Genomic DNA, 17,751 nt, shown 5'->3' with positions numbered 1-17,751 from the left:
CTTTGTCGACGAGGAGACCGGCCGGGTCACTGTCCAGGTGCTGGGGGCGCGTCACGGTCGATCCCAGCGCGATCGAACTGGTGGCGAAGTACCGCCGGCCACGAGGAACCGAACCTTTGCGCCAGAAGCCAGCCTAGGCCTTATCGAAAGTCGGTTTCCAGTTGAGGTTCCGCTCCCGCTGTTGGCCCTCATAATCGGGAATGCAGGTGAAGAACACCGGCCGGCGCTCGCGGCCCTCGGCCTTGCATTTTGAGCAGCCAAAGAGCCCGACAAGATCCTGATGCATCGAACCGTGATCGGGACCAAGTCTGTCGATCAGCGCCTGAATATCGAGCTTCGTCGATTTGCAGCACATCGGATGCCCGCAATTGACATACATGGTTTCGCGGGCGGCCAGTGTATCGGCGAGGGTCTTTTGGGGCATTGCGATCTCCGTTGAAGGGGTTCGCCGCAACGGGAGAGGATTATATTCCTGAAAGGGCTGAGCCTTGCAAGCAGGAAACAGCGCTTGGGTGCAGTGGTGCTCTACAGGCCGCGGTGAACTCGGCGCTCCAAGCGCTATGCCCGGATCGACTCTAGCTCATCCGATTTGAGGGGAGCCGAACACCGTTCTGCCAAGTAGCAGCAATGATTGACGGGCCTATAACCTCGCCAGCCGGCTAGCCTTGCCGGCTAGGCCCGGCGGTCAAGCCAAAGCGCCCCAGCCCCCAGCCCGCCGGGCCGCTGTACGTGGCGCAATCCTTACGGGGTAGCGCTGGCTCGCCTTACGTCTTTGTGCCTAGCGACCTTAAGCCTTCGGCCTCATTTTAGAGATTGCTAATCTGCTATAAAATGCGTCCAGAGCGAGGTTGCTAGTCTCGCAGGGCCGGTGCAGTTGGGGCTTGGCTAGGGCGCTGCACCGGCCTTTTCATACGATGTCATTGACGTGTACGCAGGCCGCCGTTTTGCCAAGGTTGCATTGACGCATGACCGGCCTATAATTCGCCAGCCGGCGAACCTAGTCCGTTTGCCGGTTATAGGCCCGGTGGCCGACCCCCACACCCAGCCAGGCCGCTGGGCCGCTAGTACCCGCCAGCGCGCGTTCTCGCTGGCCGCTGTCCTACAAACACGGCTCATGGATACGGTGTTTGACGACCTCTCCAGAGTTCTCTCACAGCCCCGTAGGAACAGGCGCCCCGCCGTCCGCGTGATGGCTGTACTGTATGATTGAGGTTGAATTATTCAAGGGCCGCAACCTACTTCATTGCATCCCCCCGTCGTCGGCCGTCGACTGATTCTCCGAGGCGATCTTTGCTGCCTCAGCCGACTGCTCGGGCGTCGGGTTCGTGTAGGACGTACAGGCTGCGAGCGTCGTGATGATGGCGCACAGAATGAGAGTGCGAAGCTTTGTGTCCATGCTGATTCCCCTCGTTGCGTTCTGCCGAGGACATTTTGACATATTTGGGCGTCAAGACTCAAGGCCAACGACAGGAGCAGTGTACAGGCGGCCTTGCCATCGGGCTGGGAATTGCCATTGGGCTGGCATTGGCCGGTTAGCTACTGGAATGCCATACCGGCTATCATCACCACGTCGCCGGAATCCGTGACCGAAAAATCTCGCGTGGTGTCGTTCTCGGTCGTCGGTATGGAAAAAAGGCTCAAACCGCCGTTTTGATCATTTATCTGATCAGCCAGATCGCGAACCGGGGTGTCTACACCCCCCCACGAGTAGGAGCCGATTGTTGGGTTGGCGCGGCCCGTGTCGGCTAGGATAAGCGCCAATCCTGTAGTTTTCACTTCAAGATCGGTCAACGTGGCGGTGCTACTGGCCTTTGCCGTTGTGGTGTCCACGGGGCTGCCACTTACGGGAAATAGCCGATAGGTTGCAATCGCGCAGTTTTGCGTACCGTTATTGAAAGTGACAACAAACGTCACAGTAGTCCCCGTCGGTATCACGCGGTAGAACCAGCCAATTGTGCCTTCGCCGGCATTCGACCCGGTAATAAATGACCCAGCCGTCATGGCATTACCGTCAGCGGTGACACCTGATATGCTTCTTGGAGTGCCAATGTTGCTGGTACGGGTTTGAACCGCCAAGGCAATAACACGACCAGCTCCTGCCGCGCCCACATTTTTGCCAGTGAAGGTGTAGGTTGTCAGATTTGAGTTGTTGAGCGTCGAGCCCTCGTAGCTGTAGACCATCGGCGTGGGCGGTGATGGCGTACCAAGATCCGGCTTGGGGACGTGTCGTTCCACTAAAACAAATGGTCCAGCCGACGCGAAGGCGTTCGATGTGCCTGGACCGATCGGCAGCGTGAGGAAATTCTGGTCGGCCTCGTATTTGACCGGAATCAGAAAATCGCAACTGACTGTGATCGCTTGTCCGGCTGTCGGCGCGCTCGCGAAACCGATCCAACCATCTTCGGTGTTGAAATCGACGGCTTCGACTTGCGTGACGCCATCAACTTTCACGACGAGGTTGGAAACTATGGCAATCGGCCGCCGATATGGGCGATCGTCGTCAGCATAGGTTTTCTTGATTTGAAATTCGAGCGTGACGCCGTTGCCGGTCCCGATGTTTTCATCGGTGAGCGTGTTGTCGATTGGATCGCGCAACGGGAAGACATGCATTGAACCGCGCCGGCCGAGCACGTGCCTCTGGAATGCTCGTATCTCCGCAATCGGTCGGTTTCGAAGCTCGACCTCGTACTTCCACAGCGCGATAGGCCAATCCTGGTTGCGATCCTCATAGCCGCCCATGAGCTGGATGACGGTCGTTTGAAAGACCGGCCCGAACTTCATGTCGAGGGCGAATTTGTTGTTGATCGCTACAGTGTCCATTACGTCCTCGTTCCGGGCTGGCGGTTCGCCGGGTGGGAAGGATCGACCGGCCAGCCGTCGATGCCGATCTCGTTGCTGAAACCCTTTTTCTCGTCCGACTGGATCGGACCGTCATGGCAAGGCTGGCAGACCGACTGGAACGGGCCGCCATAGAAGTTCGTCTTCTTGGACTCCGGGTCGACGTGGTGACACACAGTGGCGCGCGCGATGTGACCCCTTTGCAGGCATTTCTGGCACAGCGGGTGCTTCGCCAGTTGCGCCGCCCTGATGGCCTGCCAGCGCGCGGTGCGGTACAGCTTGCGATACGCTTCGGCCTCGGGGCTGCGGCGGTCTTTCCTGGCCATCTCCGTTACCCCACAAACATGATTTGATAGGTCGGTTTCGGCGCTTCTTTGTGGGTGCCGGCAACGCTCATTGCCATGGCGAGCGCGACCATGCCGTCGATCCTGCCGTGAGACTTCATCTTCGAAAGCTTCCGGTTCCCCGCCGGGTCGATGTGCACCGTCGCGTTTGCCGCGCACATGCCGAGCACCGGATGATTGCCGTGCGCGATCTTCTTGTTGAGGATGGCGCTTTCGAGTTCCCGCAAGGCCGGCGACATCGACTGAAAACCCTGGCCCATCGGCTCGAAAACGGCCTTGTCGCCTTCCAATTGAGCCTCGGTGAAACCGACCTTGGAAAGCCAGGGTTTCAGGTGCCGCCAATTCCAACGGTCGAAGGCTATCTTTCGAATGTCGAGACGGTCGAACAGCACCTCCAGAGCCTTCGCGACGTATTCGTAATCGACAGTCGGTCCCGGCGTCGGCGTGAGGTGGCCTTCCTTGGCCCAGAGATCGTAGGGAACGCGGTCTGATCGAGCTTTCTCCCGAAGGCTCGTGCCAGGCAGCCAGAATGTTGGCTTGACGTTCCAGACGCCATCGAAAGGCGCGACCAGCACCAGCGCTGTCAGGTCGTTCACGTCCGACAGATCGAGCCCGCCATAGACCGGCCGGTCTTTGAAGTCCTGCTCAACCGGGGCGCCACATTCCTGCCAGGCGCCCCTCGAAATGAATGGGCTGCTGGCCTCGACGCGCTGGTTCAGCGTGTAATTTCGGAACAGCGGTTCCTGAGAGGGAAGACGCTTGGCGTTCTCGGCCTGCTTGCGCACCTCGCTGGCGTTGAGGAAGTCGTCAAAGGCCGGGTTTGCCTGCAGCAGCGCCTCGTCCGAAAACGGGTCGACCGCCATATCGGCCGAGTAGAGGCTGATGACGGTATGGGGATCGTGCCCTGCCAGCGCGTCGTCTATCAGTATCGAGAGCAGGTCCGCGTCGTTCGGCGCCTGCGTCGAGATGATCACCGACATCGGCGCTTCATGCGCGCCCATCGCGTTCTCAATGGCGTTGTACAGTTCCGAGACCGGGCCGCGCACCTGGCCCAGCTCGTCGTGCACCGCGAAGATAGGCGACTGGCCATGCGCCGTAGAAGCATCGGCGGAAAGCGCCTTGTAGAGCGTGCCGAGCCCTGGCGAATAGAGTTGCTTGATCGTGTCGCGGATGACGATGGATGCGTCCATTTCCGGATTGAGGCGCACCATTTTGGCGGCAAGGTTGAACAGCACCGCAGCCTGTTCTTTCGATTGCGCCGTGCTGGGAAGCTGGGTGTTGGGGATGGCTTCGGGTCCGCACAGTTGCAGCAACAAAAGGCAGCCGGCCAGCGAGGTTTTGCCGTTCTTCTTGCCAAAGGAAATGATCGCCAGGCGGGTGCCGTGCGGGTTGTCGTAGATCTTGCGAAGGTCCTCCTTCTGCCAAGGCCGAAGCCGGATCGCCTTGCCGATGTCCTTGCCTTCAGGAACCCGACAGAAGTCCTCGATCCATTGGATATTGCGCGCGGCCCTGGTGATCATGCCGCCGCCTCGAGTTGCTGGCGCAATTCCCAGGATGCCGGCCAGGCCTGGCTCCATGCGGTGCCACCGTGCCTTGCCCATTCCGGCGCCAGCGACCCATCTACATCGAGAGGGTTCGGCTCCCACGGACGAACGCCTAGCGCTGTTCCAAGCGCCTGCCGGTTGCCAGCCTTGAAGGCCTCCACGGCCGCAGCCGAGATGGTGACGCGCTTTTTGCGGGGGCGCCGTTTCATCGGTTGCTCCGAATGGCCGGCGATCTTGGGCTCTCGGCCGGCGCCTCAAAATCAAGGTCGAGTTCCCGGATCAGCCGGGCAAAGCCGACTTTTGCATCTCGTTCCATCGCCACTTCCGGCCGAGCCTTCGGACAGCCCTGCGCATCGACGAACGTAAGGCCGTGCTTCGCGATTGCGGACCTCGCTTGCTGCATTCTCTCCCAGGATTCGCAGGCTGCCTGCAGAAGCCGGAGATGATGGCTCTCAAGCTGGTATTCCCGGACGATCTCGTCCCACCACTTGCGAGACGCTGCCGACAAATGGCTGGGAGCGGCCGGTGCCTTCACCGATGCCGCGTAGTCAGTGCCGGGTAGCGCCGGGCTCACGATGGCAAGCTGTGCCGATGACTTCGGACCACGAGCGCCCATCAGCGCCACCCATATGCGCGCGGGTTGAACGGGAGGTCCGGAACGCAATGCTCAGGTATCGCAGGCGGTCTAGGAAGTTGCCGGCCCGTGTCGACATCTCCCCCCCCGGAGGGTGCTCTCGCTGATCATCATTGCACCCTGTGCGACGGCGCCGAGGGTTCATTGTCGAAGCGTATGACCTCGGCCAAGCACTCGGCCTTCCACTCTGCCAAGACGCTGCGGCGGTATGCGAGGAAGTCAGCGACCTCTTGTTCAGAGGGGTCGCCATGGTCAAACAGGAACAATCCATCCCGCTCAAGTTGATGTTCGATGGCGAAGTCGAGCGCAGCGGCGTGCTTTTCAGCAATCTGCTCTGGCGTCAGTCCGTCTATGTTGATGTTGATGATCATGTTCTCGCGTCCTTTCCGTCGCGGCCACGCTTCGTCATCAGGGTCCAGCTCGCGGGGTTGCCCTCGCCAGGCTGGAGGCCGGTAGACTTGATGTTGGCGTGCCAGGATGATCCGCCATGACTGACGATCTCGCCGGGAATGTACGTGGTGGATGCACTCCAGACGCCGGCGTACTTGAGCGTCGGGCGGCTCTCCAACTCGGCCAACCGATCCTCGACGGCCGCCAATCGAAGCGCGTTCCAGACTTCGCCGGCCTCAGCTTGGGCCGCGATCATCGCGAGCAGGTCCAGGTGAACGATGCTGTCGGGGTGGCAGTCAGCTTCCTTCAGGCCCAACTGCTTCAGATAGATCATGTAGTTCGTAAAGCGCTCGAAGGTCTCGGCAAACGTCTTCTGATTTTCCTCGGTCCTGGGTAGGTCAGGATACCCAACTGCCTGTACGGGCTTGAGGTCCCATTGCTTACGTACCTTGGCCGCTGGCGCTGCTGCTGCCGGCTGACGCTTGGGCTCGGCGAGGTCGCCTAGCTCTACGTCGAACCGTTTCTTGTGCATTTCGTCGACGTGACCGCGAAGCGCACGGATCTGGGTTTCGAGCCGCCGCTGCATCTCCTCGTTTTGGTCGAGCGCGTGCTTCGCCTGGTCGGCATCGACGGCGGCGCGCTTGTCCGCGATCTGCTTCTCAAGACGCTCGATCTCGCCGTCGATCTTTCTAAGATCGGCTTGGCGCTGGTCGACGATGACGGGTCGCTTCGTCATTTCGCTGCCTCAATCTCGTGGATGAGACCGTGAGCCAGGCACCACTCAAGCGACTGCTGCTCGTCCTTTGCGGCCTCGATCGCCAATGCAGCGAGATCGGCGCCCGACCTATCGGCGATGACGTTGAGGTACAGGTTGTCAGTCATCCGCAACCGGCGGGCTGCTTCGATGTGCCTGAACATCGTCCAGCGATCGCGCGGATCGGGAAGGTCGGCGGTCAGGTGAAGCATGTACGCGGTGTCCGATGATGCGACGCGCTGGTCGCAGGCCAGACTGACGAGTACGCCGGCCGACTGGCAGCGCTTGCCGAGCTTTGCCAGCTTGGTGCCGGGATGCCATCGGATGCTGCGATGGACGCGGACGGCGGCATCGAAATCACCGCCTGGGCTGTCGATAAAAACGCTAATGCCGGGTGAGAGCCGAGCCGCTTCCAACTGGTCGTGCACGTTCAGCGCCAGGGCGTCGTCGATGTCGCCGACCACATAAATTTCGGCCATCTCGACAACGGACATACGGGCTTGGTCTCGGTCAATTGCAGCCTTGGCCCGAATGTCGCCCATCAGCCAGTTGCAGGGTTCCAACGCGCCACGCTTGCGCTCCAGTGCCGCCGGCAAAAACTCGCCGACCTGTTGTTCAAGAGCTGCGAGCCTGTCGAGAATTTCGGGGTTCATCGCGGCATCAAGTCCGGTTGGCGTGGTTGAAGACTTTGCGGACCATTTCCAGATGCTGGACCAGGGGAGGAACGCACCCTGGCAAATGGCCGAACCGCTTCAGGTCGACGCCGGCATACTTGGCCCTTGCATTGAACCGCAGCCCTTCGGCGAACAGCGCGTCGAGATGGTCGAGCGCTCCGGCGATGGCGTCGCGATACTGGCGAAGCGGTTCGACCAATGCTGGCGCCAGGCCTGCCTCGTATTCTTGAACGACCTGGTCGCGGTGAGCCCTGGCTTCGGCCTCGGCAGCAAACAGCGGCTGCAGTTCGGCGCCGATGTCGTCGACTTCGCGCTGGCTGATCACAGGCGGCTCGCCAAGACGCTGAGCGGCAAGACGCTGGCCTGCCTCGATGTGGCGGCGCTGCGCTGCCTGGCGGGCTGCTGCAGCGCCCTGCAAGGTTGCTTCGGCTTCGCCGATCGCGGCCGGGCGATCCGGTATCACCAACACCTTTTCGAAGTCTGTGGTGGCGGGCTTAGATAGGCGGGCAAGCATCGGGCCGGGCTCCTGATTTGGTCTGGTCTGATTCTCCCACTGGAGACGCTGGCGGGCTAGTTCGCTAAGGTTCGACGCGGTACGCTCAAACGCACTTTTCTCGGGCTAGCAGAGCCGCAGCGATGCCGGCGATGGCGTACTCGACGATTCGCCCGTTCGAACGGGAAGCGATGGCCGCGCCGCCGTTGAGGCGCCGATTGCGCAAGGTCGTTGGCGCGATGCCGAGCAGAGATGCAGCGGCGGGCTGGCGGACATAGCCATCTGCCGTCACCAAGATCCCGCGCTTGAGGCATGCCGTCTCGACGACGTCGATCTTGGCATCGAGCGGTGTCCGCTCCAGGCTGGTGGACATTGCCCGCATGGCGCTGGCGAGGTTGTTTCGCTCACCCATGTCGGCCGAGCCTCGCAGTGATCGGCCAATACGTCACAGGAACAAAAGCGATCTGCAGGGGTTGGTCCATTGAAGGGACTGCAAACGAAGCGGCAGGATGATGCTTGATTTTTATAACCTGGAACGGGCTAAGGCTCGGCTGCGCGTCAAACGAGCTGAGACCTCTCTCAAACGTACGAACAAGTTGCTGGATCAGGACTGCGGCGCCGTCGTCGGTGTCGCATTGTGCGACAGCGTACGGTCTGCGCAACGGCGTCTGATCGAGGCCAAGGAGCGATTGACGAAGATCGATCCCCGGCACTGACGGCGTTCCTGAATTAGCAAATCTAAATGCTAGCGCGGCGCCACCTGTGGTAGAAACGAACTGCTGGAGTAGGTCTCTCGGGAGGAGTCCTTGGGTATAAAATCGAAGCTCGCCAAAATGTCGGCGGCGCTGCTCGCCATGCGTGCGGCCGCCGCTCAATCCACTGCTGCTGTCAAGCCGATCCGAACGTCGCTCGCCGACGTTCCTCTTAGGCGCCAGCCACTTCCGTTCAAACCGAAACCGCCGATCCGTCCGTGTAGCAATATGTAGGACAATCATTCGCGGCCCTACAGCGTATGGTCGGACAACGGAACGAAAGGCGGATTCGCGAATTCTACTGCTAGCTAATTGGAATCGTCGCCCATGCGGCTTGCGACCCTCCACCTTGAAACTGCGAGATACGGGGACGTATATCGCGCCGAAATGCTCGCGATGCTGAGGCGGCAAGTTGTCCGGCACATCAAGCGCACGGACGCGTCGGCTCAAAAAGTCGAAGAAGCGCTGGCCAGGTTGGCTGAAGCAAACGAGCCCATACTGAGCCAGCCGGTCCATGGCCGGCGGCCCCGGGTTGCGTCTTTCTATAGAAATTTCTGGAGATGAAACTTTCCGGGCGGAGCGCTCCACGCGTTTTTTTCCGGTTTGGCTCATGTGCGGCCACCCGATGACCAGCCGCGCCGCTTCAGAGAGCGAGCAAGGGCTGTGCTGATCTCTCCGATGGGTTCGGGTTCGGCGCCCTGCTGTAACGTTACGGGTGACGCGGCGCGGCCAGCAAAGCTCTAGCAATGCTACAGCAAAGCCAATGTGTCTCGCGCGCGCGGAGGAAGCGCAAAGAACGCCCGGAAGAAGAGGTTTTTTATCTGGGTCTACCGTCTGCGCTCTTCCGTCTGACGTCTTCTTCTTTTTTTTCTTTCTGCCTCTTCCGTCTATGTCTGCGTCTGTGTCTTCTTCTTTATGTATCCATAGGGTATCGATACCGTATGCAGACACTATCGAAAGGGTTTCAGAACGGGCTGCGATTGTCGTCATCTTCAGCCACCATCTTCTTCGCCTTCGCGGCCCATCGACCCTTGTTGGCCTCGGTAAATTCGACCTCCAGGATCTCTCGAATTGCGTCGCTTTCGATCTCGGCAATCCGCGAGATGATGCCGGCGGCGTGCTTCTCGTTCTGCGGCGGGCAGACCAGATACCAGCGCCGAATGAACACCTCCTCGGTGTCGTCGTCGTAGGCGATCAGCTCGGCCGCCTGCAGCACATTTCGTTCGGCTCGATATTCCTCCAATGACCACCCCAGATCGGCCACCGCATAGCCTTCCGGGAGGTGATAGCAGCCGGCCGAGTTCTGGTGCTGGCAGGTCATGAAATACAGGTGGAGCAGCCTGGCGCGATCGGTGCCCAGTGCGTTGAAGCGCTTCGATCGCCATAAGGTCGGCGCGACCTTGGAGAACACGTGCTTGCTCATGACGCCCTCCAGCCTGAAAGGATTGACTGAAGAGATTCCAACTCGGCCGCGTTTACCGTCTCACAGCGCGCCCACGCTTCCGGCTCGATTAGCCCTTGGATTTCCTGCTCGACGCATTCGCGCAGATCGCGCGGGTCCATGGCGTCAAGTTCCCAGCAATGATGCGAGTGATTGCGGATGAACCAGCGGTACCGTTTATCGCTGCTCTTGTCCGAAGCCGGGAAATACGGCAGTCCGTCTACCTGCTGAACCGTCAGAGCGATGCGCCGGAACCTGACGTGGGAACCACCGTACTCGGCGAGGCGCCGCGGCAGATCTTCCTCTGACATGTACATGCCGCTCGGGTCGAAGTCGCCGGCATAGAGGACTATAAGAGGCCGCCCATCATCATCCGTGGCGATGTCGTTGACCGTGGTCGCACTGGCGAAACCGTGCATGACACGGAAGCCGACTGCGTAGTGATCGAGCACCGGCTTCAGGACACCGCGAACAGTACCCTTCTCAGACCAGACTTCGACGCGATACGGCTGCTGATTCCAGAAGTCGCGACGGTAAGACCGCGCTACGGCGCGAGCGTACTGAGCAGGATCGTCCCAGGTCGAAACCCGCTCCAGTTCTCTCGTCTCATCAACGATCCAGTCCCAAGGGATGTCGCCCTGTTCTCTCGCGATCCGCAGGAGCCGATAGACTTTCTGCATGTCGTTGGTCGACATCGACGAGATCAGCCCGGCCGTGAACAGTTTGTAGCCAACGCCTCGGCCGGTTATCGGCTGCATCTCCTCGGCAATCTTGTGCATCGCCCCGATCAGGTCGAGCGAGGCTTGCGCCATGCCACGGACCTTTTTCAATCCCGGTTGAATTTGCTCGGTCATGCGTCACCGCCTTGCCGAAGCCGACGATGCTCAGCCTTATGATGCAGCCGACAAAGCCACCGCACGCACATGGGCTTGTCATAGTCATCGTGGTGAGCTTCGGCGTTGGCGTCGCCGCATTCTTCACACGGCTGTTGGATGATCAGCCCGCGATTGAGCGCAGAGCGAAGCGCTGCCTGCGCCCACACCTGTTTCGGGTGGTTCTGGCGCCATTTTGCCTGGTTGCGGAACTTGACGCCTTTTGCTTGAAAATCGACGGGATTACCGCTATTTTCCTGAGCACTGCTTGCTTCGAAATCTGCCCGGTGGCCGCTGGCAGGCGGCGCCGGGTTTCGATTGTTAAGCGCTCGCATCGGCGCCTCCCGCCCTGATTTTGCGGATTTCAACGACCGCCGGCCGTGGACGTTCAGCCTTGGGCGTTTCGATCAGCCATCTTGCGATTGCCTGGATCTGAAAGTCGGGTTCGAGATCGAAGCTCATGGTTGCACCCATCCGGCGAGGATGGCGGCCAAGAACAACAACGCAGCTGCGGATGCGGCGTAGGAGAGGGCGCTCATCATGCGGCCCTCTTGACGAAACGCGACGCGAGATGACGGCAAAAGTCTCCGCGCGGGTACTTCACGATCTTCGAGGAGAGCTTCAGGAAAGCCGGGCCGGTGCCGCGATGTCGATGTTTCTTCACCGCCGAAGGCTTGACGCCTTGGATCGATGCGAGGTCTTCGGGATCAAAGAAAGCAGGCAGCGTGTCGTCTGTGGCGAGGGCTTCGTAGAGTGCGGCGCCTGAAAATCCGGCCGCAGTCCAAAAGCTAAGCCGGGCATTGAATACATTAGCAGTGTCGGTTCGTTCCATAGGGTCACCCTTGGGTTGTTTCGGGTGACGCCCAATTTACTCATGGATCGCCGCAGCGCCACAAGTTCTTGTTTCAGTATTTCTAGGAAAAAGTGACTGTCAGGAAGTCGGTGACTTTATGAAATTATGGCCTTCAAAGCCGTGAGGTCACCATTCGGGTAAGCCTTCTTGTAGGTGTTCCAGGCGCGTCGTACCGTCGACGTGCTGACGTTTGCTTCGCTTGCTACCTCGACAATGGCAAAATCGGGCTTGGTGTTGGCTCTGACTTTGATGTGGACGCTCATTCCATATTCCAGCCATTTCGCCCCGAAGTATTTGCTTGCCGCCGTCCCGGCTCCCTTGCTGTTCAGCATGAATGCGCTGGCAACCGTTTTCGCGAACTCGTGATCCTCGGCGTCGTTGGCGTCCTGTGCAGAAGTGAAGGCAAAGAGCCGGCGCGCGCATAGGTCTAGGTAGGTCAACACCCAATCAGGAACGGGCGCCTTGACGACGCGCGCCAAGCTGTAGGCGGCCCAAACATGCATGGCGTTGCTGGTGGTCATGAAGGCGCGACGTTCCAACTCGATCAGGTCTGAATTGTCTGCGGTGTTCATTTGGTGATCTCCCTGATTTCGGCGGTAACTGGCTTCTGCAGCACGTTCATTGCATCGGCGGCACGTTGCGCACCGCGTCGGCCAAGGCTCTCGGCCTTCGCCACATAGCGCCCGGTCATGGCCAACGTTTTCCAGCCGAATGCCTCCCGTAGCTCGTGCGCCTCGGCGCCGGACACAGCGGCCCATGTAGCGGCTGTGTGCCGCAATGCGTGAGGCGTGATGACCTTGATCTCTGCCGTCTCGCAAACCCCGGTCAGGATCTCGCGCAGGCGCTTGTAGGAAACGGGCTGCCTTCCGCTTCTTCCCGAAAATACAAAGCCGACGCGGTGCGTCTGCTGATCAATGATGGTCGCGCCATCGGTCGAGAGCGCGCGGTTAGACGCGCCGGTCTTGGTATAGGGAAGGCGTACGACGAGACGCGGCAGGTCGACCATATCCCATGTCATCAAGCGGCCTTCTGAGACACGCCAGCCTGAGACGGCAAGGAACCGGATTAGATCGGCATGGGGACCGGCGACGCTGGCGAGTGCTTTGACGAACTTGGGGAGATCCATTTCGTCGAGCCATTCCTCGCGCGGCGTCTCCTTGTTTTTCCGAATGCCGATGCAAGGGTTATCTTCGCGCCATCCTAGCTCCATGGCGCGACTCATCATGACAGACAGCACCGCCAGTGATCGGTTTGCGTCAGTCGGGTTGCCGTGTTTCTTGGCATGGAATGACCGCACCATTTCGGCCGTAATGTCGACAACGCGCCGGCCTTTGAACGCCGGTAAGATGTTGCGCCGGATGCGTCCGCGATAATCCTTGCGCGTCTCGGGCTTTTTCTTCTCGATGTGCGTCGTCTCAAAATCCTTGATGAGATCTTCGAATATCGGTTGCGCCTTTTTCGCTGCGCGAGCCGCTGCTGGATCGTCGCCCCGATCGATCGCCTGGAGCATGCTCTGAGCCTCGGCGCGCGCCTTCTCGGCCGGATAGGTCGCATGATCGCCGATGATGATCTTGCGACGCTTGCGGGCGCCGTCTCGGCCGGGCAGTTCCCGAAACACGAGAAATGTTTTGGACGCCTTGCCATCGGCCTTGCGGCGGAGCCTGAGAGCGAAGCCGGCGAGCTTGCTGTCGCGTATCACCAGCTCGTCGCGGTCGCGGGGCAGAACAGCCGAATTGACGAAATTGTCGGAAAGCACTGGCATTGCCTGTCTCCCTTTGGGTAGCCGTGCGGGTAGCCGCGACGTGTCCACTCAAAGGAACGTATCGGAACAAACAGGGACTGTAAACCCTCGGTCTTTCCTTTATTCACAAGGCCTTCAGTGCCTTTGGATACCCAAGGGTAGACGCCTAGAAAGAGACTTAAAATCCCTCGATCTCTGATCGTACGGGTTCGATTCCCGTCGTCCGCACCAATTCCTGGCGGTTAGCCCCAATGGTCGGACTCTGGAAGCGAGTTGATGCGCGCTGCACTTGGATGCGCATAACAAGGGGAAAACGCCAAGTCGGGGTTTTGTTGCGCGGTTGCTAATATTACGCTTGGCCTAGCCGGCTTGCCCCCCAAGCCGGCTAGGCCCGGCAGTCGGTCAATCTCACCCCAACGGACTGTCGGGCCGCTGCCGTCGTACGTCGCGGCTCAGGCTGCTTTGAATTCTGTGTCTGGTATTGCGGCTGCGGCCGCGCTCAGAACTTGTAGCTCAAGTTGATGCCGACGGTGTTCAGCTTCACATTCTGATTGCGGTCGACAAAGGCGTCCGGCGCGTCAAAGTGCTCGGAGCGGAAATCATAGTAGCGATACTGGGCGCCGACGACGAATTGGTCGGTCAGCGCGTAGTCGACGCCGGCACCAACGGTCCAGCCGACACTCGTGCGCGTCGTGGCGAATGACGTGGCTGCGTTCTGCGACGTTTCGATGCCGGCAAAGGCGATGCCGCCAACACCGTATAGCAGGAAGCGGTCAATGGCGTAGCCGGCCTTGGCGTTTACCGATCCGAGCCACTTGATGTCGGTGCCGAATGTGTTTCCAGGGCCGAGTTCAGTCGAGCCGTCAATGGAAGAGTAGTTGAGTTCGGCCATGGCGCCGACCACCGCCTGGTCGAACTGCCAGAGGCCGGCGACATGACCGCCAATGAAGCCTCCGTCGAGGTCGGGCGAGGCCGTAAATGGCTCGACTTCCGTTCCGGATATGTCGGAGCTGCCCCAGCCATAGCCGGCCTGCAGACCGGCATAGTAACCCGTCCAGTCGAAGCCTGGCGCCGTCATCGGCAGTTCGGCGCCCATGTCCGCGGCGAAAGCCGACCCGCACATGAGGGCAAGAAAGCCGGCACTGGCAAGCGTCAGACGACGCATCGAGTTCTCCGAAATGGCGGTTCAGAAGATCCCTAGGTTGCAGGGTAACCTTATTCGCCGCAAAACGGAATCCCTTTGCAAATCCGCCCGTCGCGCACAAGAGTGCCTATTTGGCGTCGATGAAATCCTGCGCCGCCTGGCTATATTCATCCGGCGCTTGCAGCATGGCGAAATGACTGGCGTTGGGCAGGATGATGAGCTTGGCGCCCGGAATGGCGGAGGCCATGTATTCGGTATGCTCGCGCTGTATCGCCTCGTCGTGATCGCCGGCGACGATCGCCGTGGGCGTGGTTATCTTGCCGAGCTGTTCCTTGGTCCACGCCGGCTCCGTCTCCCACATGTGGCTGAGCTGCGCCACGAAGGCATCATACTGGTCCGGGGTCTTGGACATCTTCTTGTAGTCGCGGCCGGAGCGGTCGATGTAGGCGGCAAAGGTCTTGTTGGTCATCACGCCCGGATCGAGGCCATCGGTGGTAACGTTGGCGGCTTGTGCAAAGAGCCTCGTCAGCCGTTCCGGATGATGCAGCGCGATGTCGATACCGATAATGCCGCCATCGCTCCAGCCGACAAGCGCGGTCTTGTCGATCTTCAGGTAGTCGAGCAGCGCCAGATAGTCCGACGCCATCAAATCGTAGCCATAAGGCTGTTCGGTACGGGTCGAGCGGCCGTGGCCACGGCTGTCGGCGACGATCACCTTGTGGGTTTTGGAAAGTGTCGCCACCTGGCTGGCCCAGATGTCGGCGTGGCCGAGGCCGCCATGGATCAGCAGCACCGGGTCGCCCGCGCCGAAAACGGCGTAGTACATGTGGATGCCATTGACCGGCGCATATCCGCTTTGATCAGGCTTGGGCATGGCCGCCGGCTCCGGCAAGGTCTGCCAACGTTCCTCGGCGACGGCAAAAGCGGTTGAGGCTGTGAACAAGATGACGATGGCGAACGCTTTCCAGAAACGGATCATGGTTCCCTCTTACGGTTCGGTTCGCAGTCAGCATTGCGTTCTAACCACATTAGTCAACAAGCTCGGGTCTGCCCGGCGGGTGCCGCCGACGGCCGAGCCGGCGACGGCTCATGCCGGCGGGTTGCGCGTCCGATCCTCCAGGTCGCGCTGTTTCTCCAGAGGCGATGCGAGCCGGTTGAAAGCATATTCGGCCAGCATGGAGCCGGCGACGAAGATCAGGATCGGCGTCAGCCACATCCAGAACGAATGCAGGGTGAAAAAGGCCAGGCCGGCCAGGCATGCCGACAGCGCGAAAACTGCAAATCGCATCGTCTGTGCCATCGTCCTCACCAATCCAGACAGTCGCCAGATGTGAGCCTAGAGCATTTCGCCTTGCCGGAGGAGCCGCTCATGAGACGGTTCTGCATCAAGCACAATCCGGCTTTGCCAACTGGTCAAAACCGCGCCGGATTGGCACAGTGGGCAAACAGGAGTCCCCAATGGCAAGCAGCGCGAATACCACGAGACCAAAGCCCTGGACCGAGATGGCGACGCATCTCGTCGATGTCGCCATGGGGCGCAAGCCGGCCGACCTCGTCATCCGCAATGGGCGCTGGGTGAACGTCCATTCCGGCGAGATCATCGCCGGCACCGATATCGCCATTGCCGGCGGCCGCTTCGCCTATTGCGGGCCGAATGCCGGTCACGCCATCGGCCAGGGCACCAAGGTGGTCGACGCCGGCGGGCGCTATCTGGTGCCAGGCCTTTGCGACGCGCATATGCATGTCGAGAGCGGAATGGTGACGGTGACGGAGTTCTGCCGCGCCGTCATCCCGCACGGCACCACCTCGATGTTCATCGATCCGCATGAGATCGCCAATGTGCTCGGGCTTCCAGGCGTGAGGCTGATGCATGACGAGGCCGTCGCCATGCCGATCAATGTGCATGTGCAGATGCCGTCCTGCGTGCCCTCGGCGCCGGGGCTGGAGCATGCCGGCGCCGAACTGACGGTCGCCGATGTCGCCGAAGCCATGACATGGGAAAACATCATTGGGCTCGGCGAGGTGATGAATTTTCCCGGCGTCGCCGCCAACGATCCAGTCATGTCGGGCGAGATCGCGGCGACGGTAAAGGCGGGCAAGACGGTCGGCGGCCACTATGCCTCGCTCGACCTCGGCCTGCCGTTCCATGGCTATGTCGCCGGCGGACCGGAGGACGACCACGAGGGCACGCGCGCCGAGGACGCCATTGCTCGGGTGCGCCAGGGCATGAAGGCGATGCTGCGGCTGGGCTCAGCCTGGTATGACGTCGCCTCGCAGATCAAGGCCGTGACCGAGAGCGGGGTCGATCCGCGCAATTTCATCCTGTGCACCGACGACAGCCATTCCGGCACGCTGGTCCAGGAAGGCCATATGGATCGGGTGGTGCGGCATGCCATCCAGCAGGGATTGAAGCCGGTGACGGCGATCCAGATGGCGACGCTCAACACCGCCCAGCATTTCAAATTGGAGCGCGAGATCGGCTCGATCGCGCCGGGGCGGCTCGCCGATTTGCTGATCGTCTCGGATCTGGCCGCGATGACCATCGACGAGGTCTATGCTCGCGGCGTCAGGCTGGCCAAAGGCGGCAAGCTCGACATCGACATTCCCGCCTACAACTATCCGAAGACGGCGAAGAACACCGTCAAGCTCGGCAAGAAGCTGAAGGCGAGGGATTTCGACGTGGTGGCGCCGAAGGGCGCCAACGAGGTGCGGGTGCGGGTCATCGGTGTCATCGAGAACCAGGCGCCGACGCGGGCGCTGGAAGCCGATCTTCCGGTCGAGGACGGGCTGGTCGCCATGGACCGCCGCAACGATGTCTGCCAGATCGCGCTGGTCGAGCGCCACCGGGGTACGGGCGGCGTCACCAACGCCTTCGTCTCCGGTTTCGGCTATATGGCCGACTGCGCCATGGCCTCCAGTGTCGCGCATGACAGTCATCACATCATCGTCGTTGGCACCAACAAGCAAGACATGGCGCTGGCCGTCAACCGGCTGGGCGAAGTCGGCGGCGGCGTCGTGCTGTTCTCCAAGGGCAAGGAGCTGGCGCTGGTCGAAATGCCGATCGCCGGCCTGATGTCAGACGAGAGGGCGGAAATCGTCGCGGCCAAGGCGGAGAAACTCACTGAGGCGATGCGCAAGATGGGCTGTTCGTTGAACAACGCCTATATGCAGCACTCGCTGCTGGCGCTGGTGGTGATCCCCGAACTCAGAATCTCCGATGTCGGCCTGGTCGATGTCACGACATTCCAGAAGGTCGACCTTTTTATCTGAGAACCAG

Annotated in this window: 24 protein-coding genes; 2 read left to right on the top strand and 22 right to left on the bottom strand. The window is 60.6% G+C overall.

The genetic code is table 11. The annotated features are described in order from the left end of the window. Nucleotides 1–133: 133 nt before the first annotated feature. The 12 genes from ACSQ3Z_RS37025 to ACSQ3Z_RS36970 form a co-directional block, all read right to left on the bottom strand. Nucleotides 134–424: a hypothetical protein gene (locus ACSQ3Z_RS37025; RefSeq protein ID WP_436175998.1), complete on the bottom strand. Its 291-nt coding sequence runs from the start codon at nucleotides 422–424 to the stop codon at nucleotides 134–136. 816 nt (nucleotides 425–1,240) lie between these two features. Beyond that, nucleotides 1,241–1,396 carry a hypothetical protein gene (locus ACSQ3Z_RS37020; protein ID WP_436175997.1) on the bottom strand — a complete coding sequence of 52 codons (156 nt, stop codon included), beginning with the start codon at nucleotides 1,394–1,396 and terminating at the stop codon, nucleotides 1,241–1,243. 140 nt (nucleotides 1,397–1,536) lie between these two features. Next, complete coding sequence (locus ACSQ3Z_RS37015; RefSeq protein WP_436175996.1) at nucleotides 1,537–2,820, bottom strand: DUF2460 domain-containing protein; 1,284 nt, start codon at nucleotides 2,818–2,820, stop codon at nucleotides 1,537–1,539. Beyond that, nucleotides 2,820–3,164 (bottom strand): HNH endonuclease, encoded by a 345-nt coding sequence (locus tag ACSQ3Z_RS37010; protein WP_436175995.1) that lies wholly within the window; start codon nucleotides 3,162–3,164, stop codon nucleotides 2,820–2,822. The genes ACSQ3Z_RS37015 and ACSQ3Z_RS37010 overlap by 1 nt, the downstream gene beginning before the upstream one ends. Before the next feature lie 5 nt (nucleotides 3,165–3,169). Continuing rightward, on the bottom strand, nucleotides 3,170–4,702 hold the full coding sequence (locus tag ACSQ3Z_RS37005) for a terminase large subunit (RefSeq protein WP_436175994.1): 1,533 nt from the start codon (nucleotides 4,700–4,702) through the stop codon (nucleotides 3,170–3,172). Then, nucleotides 4,699–4,935, bottom strand: coding sequence for a hypothetical protein (locus ACSQ3Z_RS37000; protein ID WP_436175993.1), 237 nt, complete (start codon nucleotides 4,933–4,935; stop codon nucleotides 4,699–4,701). The genes ACSQ3Z_RS37005 and ACSQ3Z_RS37000 overlap by 4 nt, the downstream gene beginning before the upstream one ends. Continuing rightward, on the bottom strand, nucleotides 4,932–5,342 hold the full coding sequence (locus ACSQ3Z_RS36995) for a P27 family phage terminase small subunit (protein ID WP_436175992.1): 411 nt from the start codon (nucleotides 5,340–5,342) through the stop codon (nucleotides 4,932–4,934). The genes ACSQ3Z_RS37000 and ACSQ3Z_RS36995 overlap by 4 nt, the downstream gene beginning before the upstream one ends. Before the next feature lie 128 nt (nucleotides 5,343–5,470). Further along, nucleotides 5,471–5,731, bottom strand: a complete 261-nt coding sequence (locus ACSQ3Z_RS36990) for a hypothetical protein (RefSeq protein WP_436175991.1) — start codon at nucleotides 5,729–5,731, stop codon at nucleotides 5,471–5,473. After that, complete coding sequence (locus tag ACSQ3Z_RS36985; RefSeq protein WP_436175990.1) at nucleotides 5,728–6,486, bottom strand: hypothetical protein; 759 nt, start codon at nucleotides 6,484–6,486, stop codon at nucleotides 5,728–5,730. Before ACSQ3Z_RS36985 ends, ACSQ3Z_RS36990 begins: the two co-directional genes overlap by 4 nt. Further along, the gene (locus tag ACSQ3Z_RS36980; protein ID WP_436175989.1) at nucleotides 6,483–7,157 is read right to left on the bottom strand and encodes an ATP-dependent Clp protease proteolytic subunit; all 675 of its coding nucleotides are present in this window, start codon (nucleotides 7,155–7,157) and stop codon (nucleotides 6,483–6,485) included. The genes ACSQ3Z_RS36985 and ACSQ3Z_RS36980 overlap by 4 nt, the downstream gene beginning before the upstream one ends. 7 nt (nucleotides 7,158–7,164) lie before the next feature. After that, the gene (locus ACSQ3Z_RS36975) at nucleotides 7,165–7,692 is read right to left on the bottom strand and encodes a hypothetical protein (RefSeq protein WP_436175988.1); all 528 of its coding nucleotides are present in this window, start codon (nucleotides 7,690–7,692) and stop codon (nucleotides 7,165–7,167) included. 85 nt (nucleotides 7,693–7,777) lie between these two features. Next, nucleotides 7,778–8,083 carry a hypothetical protein gene (locus tag ACSQ3Z_RS36970; protein WP_436175987.1) on the bottom strand — a complete coding sequence of 102 codons (306 nt, stop codon included), beginning with the start codon at nucleotides 8,081–8,083 and terminating at the stop codon, nucleotides 7,778–7,780. Between the two features lie 97 nt (nucleotides 8,084–8,180). Between ACSQ3Z_RS36970 and ACSQ3Z_RS36965 the strand changes: the two genes are divergently transcribed. Continuing rightward, a complete protein-coding gene (locus tag ACSQ3Z_RS36965; protein ID WP_436175986.1) occupies nucleotides 8,181–8,387 on the top strand; it encodes a hypothetical protein in 207 nt (68 codons plus the stop codon). A gap of 1,000 nt (nucleotides 8,388–9,387) precedes the next feature. On the opposite strand, the gene ACSQ3Z_RS36960 is transcribed toward ACSQ3Z_RS36965, so the two are convergent. The 10 genes from ACSQ3Z_RS36960 to ACSQ3Z_RS36915 form a co-directional block, all read right to left on the bottom strand. Further along, nucleotides 9,388–9,846 (bottom strand): hypothetical protein, encoded by a 459-nt coding sequence (locus tag ACSQ3Z_RS36960; protein WP_436175985.1) that lies wholly within the window; start codon nucleotides 9,844–9,846, stop codon nucleotides 9,388–9,390. Beyond that, on the bottom strand, nucleotides 9,843–10,718 hold the full coding sequence (locus ACSQ3Z_RS36955; protein WP_436175984.1) for a hypothetical protein: 876 nt from the start codon (nucleotides 10,716–10,718) through the stop codon (nucleotides 9,843–9,845). Before ACSQ3Z_RS36955 ends, ACSQ3Z_RS36960 begins: the two co-directional genes overlap by 4 nt. Next, on the bottom strand, nucleotides 10,715–11,071 hold the full coding sequence (locus ACSQ3Z_RS36950) for a hypothetical protein (RefSeq protein WP_436175983.1): 357 nt from the start codon (nucleotides 11,069–11,071) through the stop codon (nucleotides 10,715–10,717). Before ACSQ3Z_RS36950 ends, ACSQ3Z_RS36955 begins: the two co-directional genes overlap by 4 nt. Beyond that, nucleotides 11,058–11,198: a hypothetical protein gene (locus ACSQ3Z_RS36945; protein WP_436175982.1), complete on the bottom strand. Its 141-nt coding sequence runs from the start codon at nucleotides 11,196–11,198 to the stop codon at nucleotides 11,058–11,060. The genes ACSQ3Z_RS36950 and ACSQ3Z_RS36945 overlap by 14 nt, the downstream gene beginning before the upstream one ends. Nucleotides 11,199–11,274: 76 nt before the next feature. Beyond that, the gene (locus tag ACSQ3Z_RS36940) at nucleotides 11,275–11,568 is read right to left on the bottom strand and encodes a helix-turn-helix transcriptional regulator (protein WP_436175981.1); all 294 of its coding nucleotides are present in this window, start codon (nucleotides 11,566–11,568) and stop codon (nucleotides 11,275–11,277) included. Nucleotides 11,569–11,684: 116 nt separating this feature from the next. Continuing rightward, on the bottom strand, nucleotides 11,685–12,161 hold the full coding sequence (locus ACSQ3Z_RS36935) for a hypothetical protein (protein WP_436175980.1): 477 nt from the start codon (nucleotides 12,159–12,161) through the stop codon (nucleotides 11,685–11,687). Further along, nucleotides 12,158–13,399: a tyrosine-type recombinase/integrase gene (locus ACSQ3Z_RS36930; RefSeq protein ID WP_436175979.1), complete on the bottom strand. Its 1,242-nt coding sequence runs from the start codon at nucleotides 13,397–13,399 to the stop codon at nucleotides 12,158–12,160. Before ACSQ3Z_RS36930 ends, ACSQ3Z_RS36935 begins: the two co-directional genes overlap by 4 nt. Before the next feature lie 430 nt (nucleotides 13,400–13,829). Next, a complete protein-coding gene (locus tag ACSQ3Z_RS36925) occupies nucleotides 13,830–14,495 on the bottom strand; it encodes an outer membrane protein (RefSeq protein WP_436175978.1) in 666 nt (221 codons plus the stop codon). A 106-nt stretch (nucleotides 14,496–14,601) separates the two neighbouring features. Then, the gene (locus tag ACSQ3Z_RS36920; RefSeq protein WP_436175977.1) at nucleotides 14,602–15,453 is read right to left on the bottom strand and encodes an alpha/beta fold hydrolase; all 852 of its coding nucleotides are present in this window, start codon (nucleotides 15,451–15,453) and stop codon (nucleotides 14,602–14,604) included. Between the two features lie 108 nt (nucleotides 15,454–15,561). Beyond that, a complete protein-coding gene (locus ACSQ3Z_RS36915) occupies nucleotides 15,562–15,762 on the bottom strand; it encodes a hypothetical protein (RefSeq protein ID WP_436175976.1) in 201 nt (66 codons plus the stop codon). 170 nt (nucleotides 15,763–15,932) lie between these two features. Between ACSQ3Z_RS36915 and ade the strand changes: the two genes are divergently transcribed. Next, a complete protein-coding gene (gene ade / locus ACSQ3Z_RS36910; protein WP_436175975.1) occupies nucleotides 15,933–17,744 on the top strand; it encodes an adenine deaminase in 1,812 nt (603 codons plus the stop codon). Nucleotides 17,745–17,751 lie beyond the last annotated feature (7 nt).

Source organism: Mesorhizobium sp. LjNodule214, assembly GCF_964252735.1.
Classification (GTDB): Bacteria; Pseudomonadota; Alphaproteobacteria; order Rhizobiales; family Rhizobiaceae; genus Mesorhizobium.
Note: the sequence above shows the minus strand (reverse complement) of the source record. Positions and strands in the feature narration are given on the sequence as shown.

Bases quoted from the DNA above. Each gene is read 5' to 3' on its own strand.
- ACSQ3Z_RS37020 (WP_436175997.1), bottom strand. From the start codon at position 1,396: ATGGACACAAAGCTTCGCACTCTCATTCTGTGCGCCATCATCACGACG.
- ACSQ3Z_RS36925 (WP_436175978.1), bottom strand. From the start codon at position 14,495: ATGCGTCGTCTGACGCTTGCCAGTGCCGGCTTTCTTGCCCTCATGTGC.
- ACSQ3Z_RS37005 (WP_436175994.1), bottom strand. From the start codon at position 4,702: ATGATCACCAGGGCCGCGCGCAATATCCAATGGATCGAGGACTTCTGT.
- ACSQ3Z_RS36970 (WP_436175987.1), bottom strand. From the start codon at position 8,083: ATGGGTGAGCGAAACAACCTCGCCAGCGCCATGCGGGCAATGTCCACC.
- ACSQ3Z_RS36980 (WP_436175989.1), bottom strand. From the start codon at position 7,157: ATGAACCCCGAAATTCTCGACAGGCTCGCAGCTCTTGAACAACAGGTC.
- ACSQ3Z_RS36965 (WP_436175986.1), top strand. From the start codon at position 8,181: ATGATGCTTGATTTTTATAACCTGGAACGGGCTAAGGCTCGGCTGCGC.
- ACSQ3Z_RS36920 (WP_436175977.1), bottom strand. From the start codon at position 15,453: ATGATCCGTTTCTGGAAAGCGTTCGCCATCGTCATCTTGTTCACAGCC.
- ACSQ3Z_RS36995 (WP_436175992.1), bottom strand. From the start codon at position 5,342: ATGGGCGCTCGTGGTCCGAAGTCATCGGCACAGCTTGCCATCGTGAGC.
- ACSQ3Z_RS36960 (WP_436175985.1), bottom strand. From the start codon at position 9,846: ATGAGCAAGCACGTGTTCTCCAAGGTCGCGCCGACCTTATGGCGATCG.
- ACSQ3Z_RS37000 (WP_436175993.1), bottom strand. From the start codon at position 4,935: ATGAAACGGCGCCCCCGCAAAAAGCGCGTCACCATCTCGGCTGCGGCC.
- ACSQ3Z_RS37010 (WP_436175995.1), bottom strand. From the start codon at position 3,164: ATGGCCAGGAAAGACCGCCGCAGCCCCGAGGCCGAAGCGTATCGCAAG.
- ACSQ3Z_RS36975 (WP_436175988.1), bottom strand. From the start codon at position 7,692: ATGCTTGCCCGCCTATCTAAGCCCGCCACCACAGACTTCGAAAAGGTG.
- ACSQ3Z_RS36940 (WP_436175981.1), bottom strand. From the start codon at position 11,568: ATGGAACGAACCGACACTGCTAATGTATTCAATGCCCGGCTTAGCTTT.
- ACSQ3Z_RS36935 (WP_436175980.1), bottom strand. From the start codon at position 12,161: ATGAACACCGCAGACAATTCAGACCTGATCGAGTTGGAACGTCGCGCC.
- ACSQ3Z_RS37015 (WP_436175996.1), bottom strand. From the start codon at position 2,820: ATGGACACTGTAGCGATCAACAACAAATTCGCCCTCGACATGAAGTTC.
- ade (WP_436175975.1), top strand. From the start codon at position 15,933: ATGGCAAGCAGCGCGAATACCACGAGACCAAAGCCCTGGACCGAGATG.
- ACSQ3Z_RS36950 (WP_436175983.1), bottom strand. From the start codon at position 11,071: ATGCGAGCGCTTAACAATCGAAACCCGGCGCCGCCTGCCAGCGGCCAC.
- ACSQ3Z_RS36955 (WP_436175984.1), bottom strand. From the start codon at position 10,718: ATGACCGAGCAAATTCAACCGGGATTGAAAAAGGTCCGTGGCATGGCG.
- ACSQ3Z_RS36990 (WP_436175991.1), bottom strand. From the start codon at position 5,731: ATGATCATCAACATCAACATAGACGGACTGACGCCAGAGCAGATTGCT.
- ACSQ3Z_RS36915 (WP_436175976.1), bottom strand. From the start codon at position 15,762: ATGCGATTTGCAGTTTTCGCGCTGTCGGCATGCCTGGCCGGCCTGGCC.
- ACSQ3Z_RS36945 (WP_436175982.1), bottom strand. From the start codon at position 11,198: ATGAGCTTCGATCTCGAACCCGACTTTCAGATCCAGGCAATCGCAAGA.
- ACSQ3Z_RS37025 (WP_436175998.1), bottom strand. From the start codon at position 424: ATGCCCCAAAAGACCCTCGCCGATACACTGGCCGCCCGCGAAACCATG.
- ACSQ3Z_RS36985 (WP_436175990.1), bottom strand. From the start codon at position 6,486: ATGACGAAGCGACCCGTCATCGTCGACCAGCGCCAAGCCGATCTTAGA.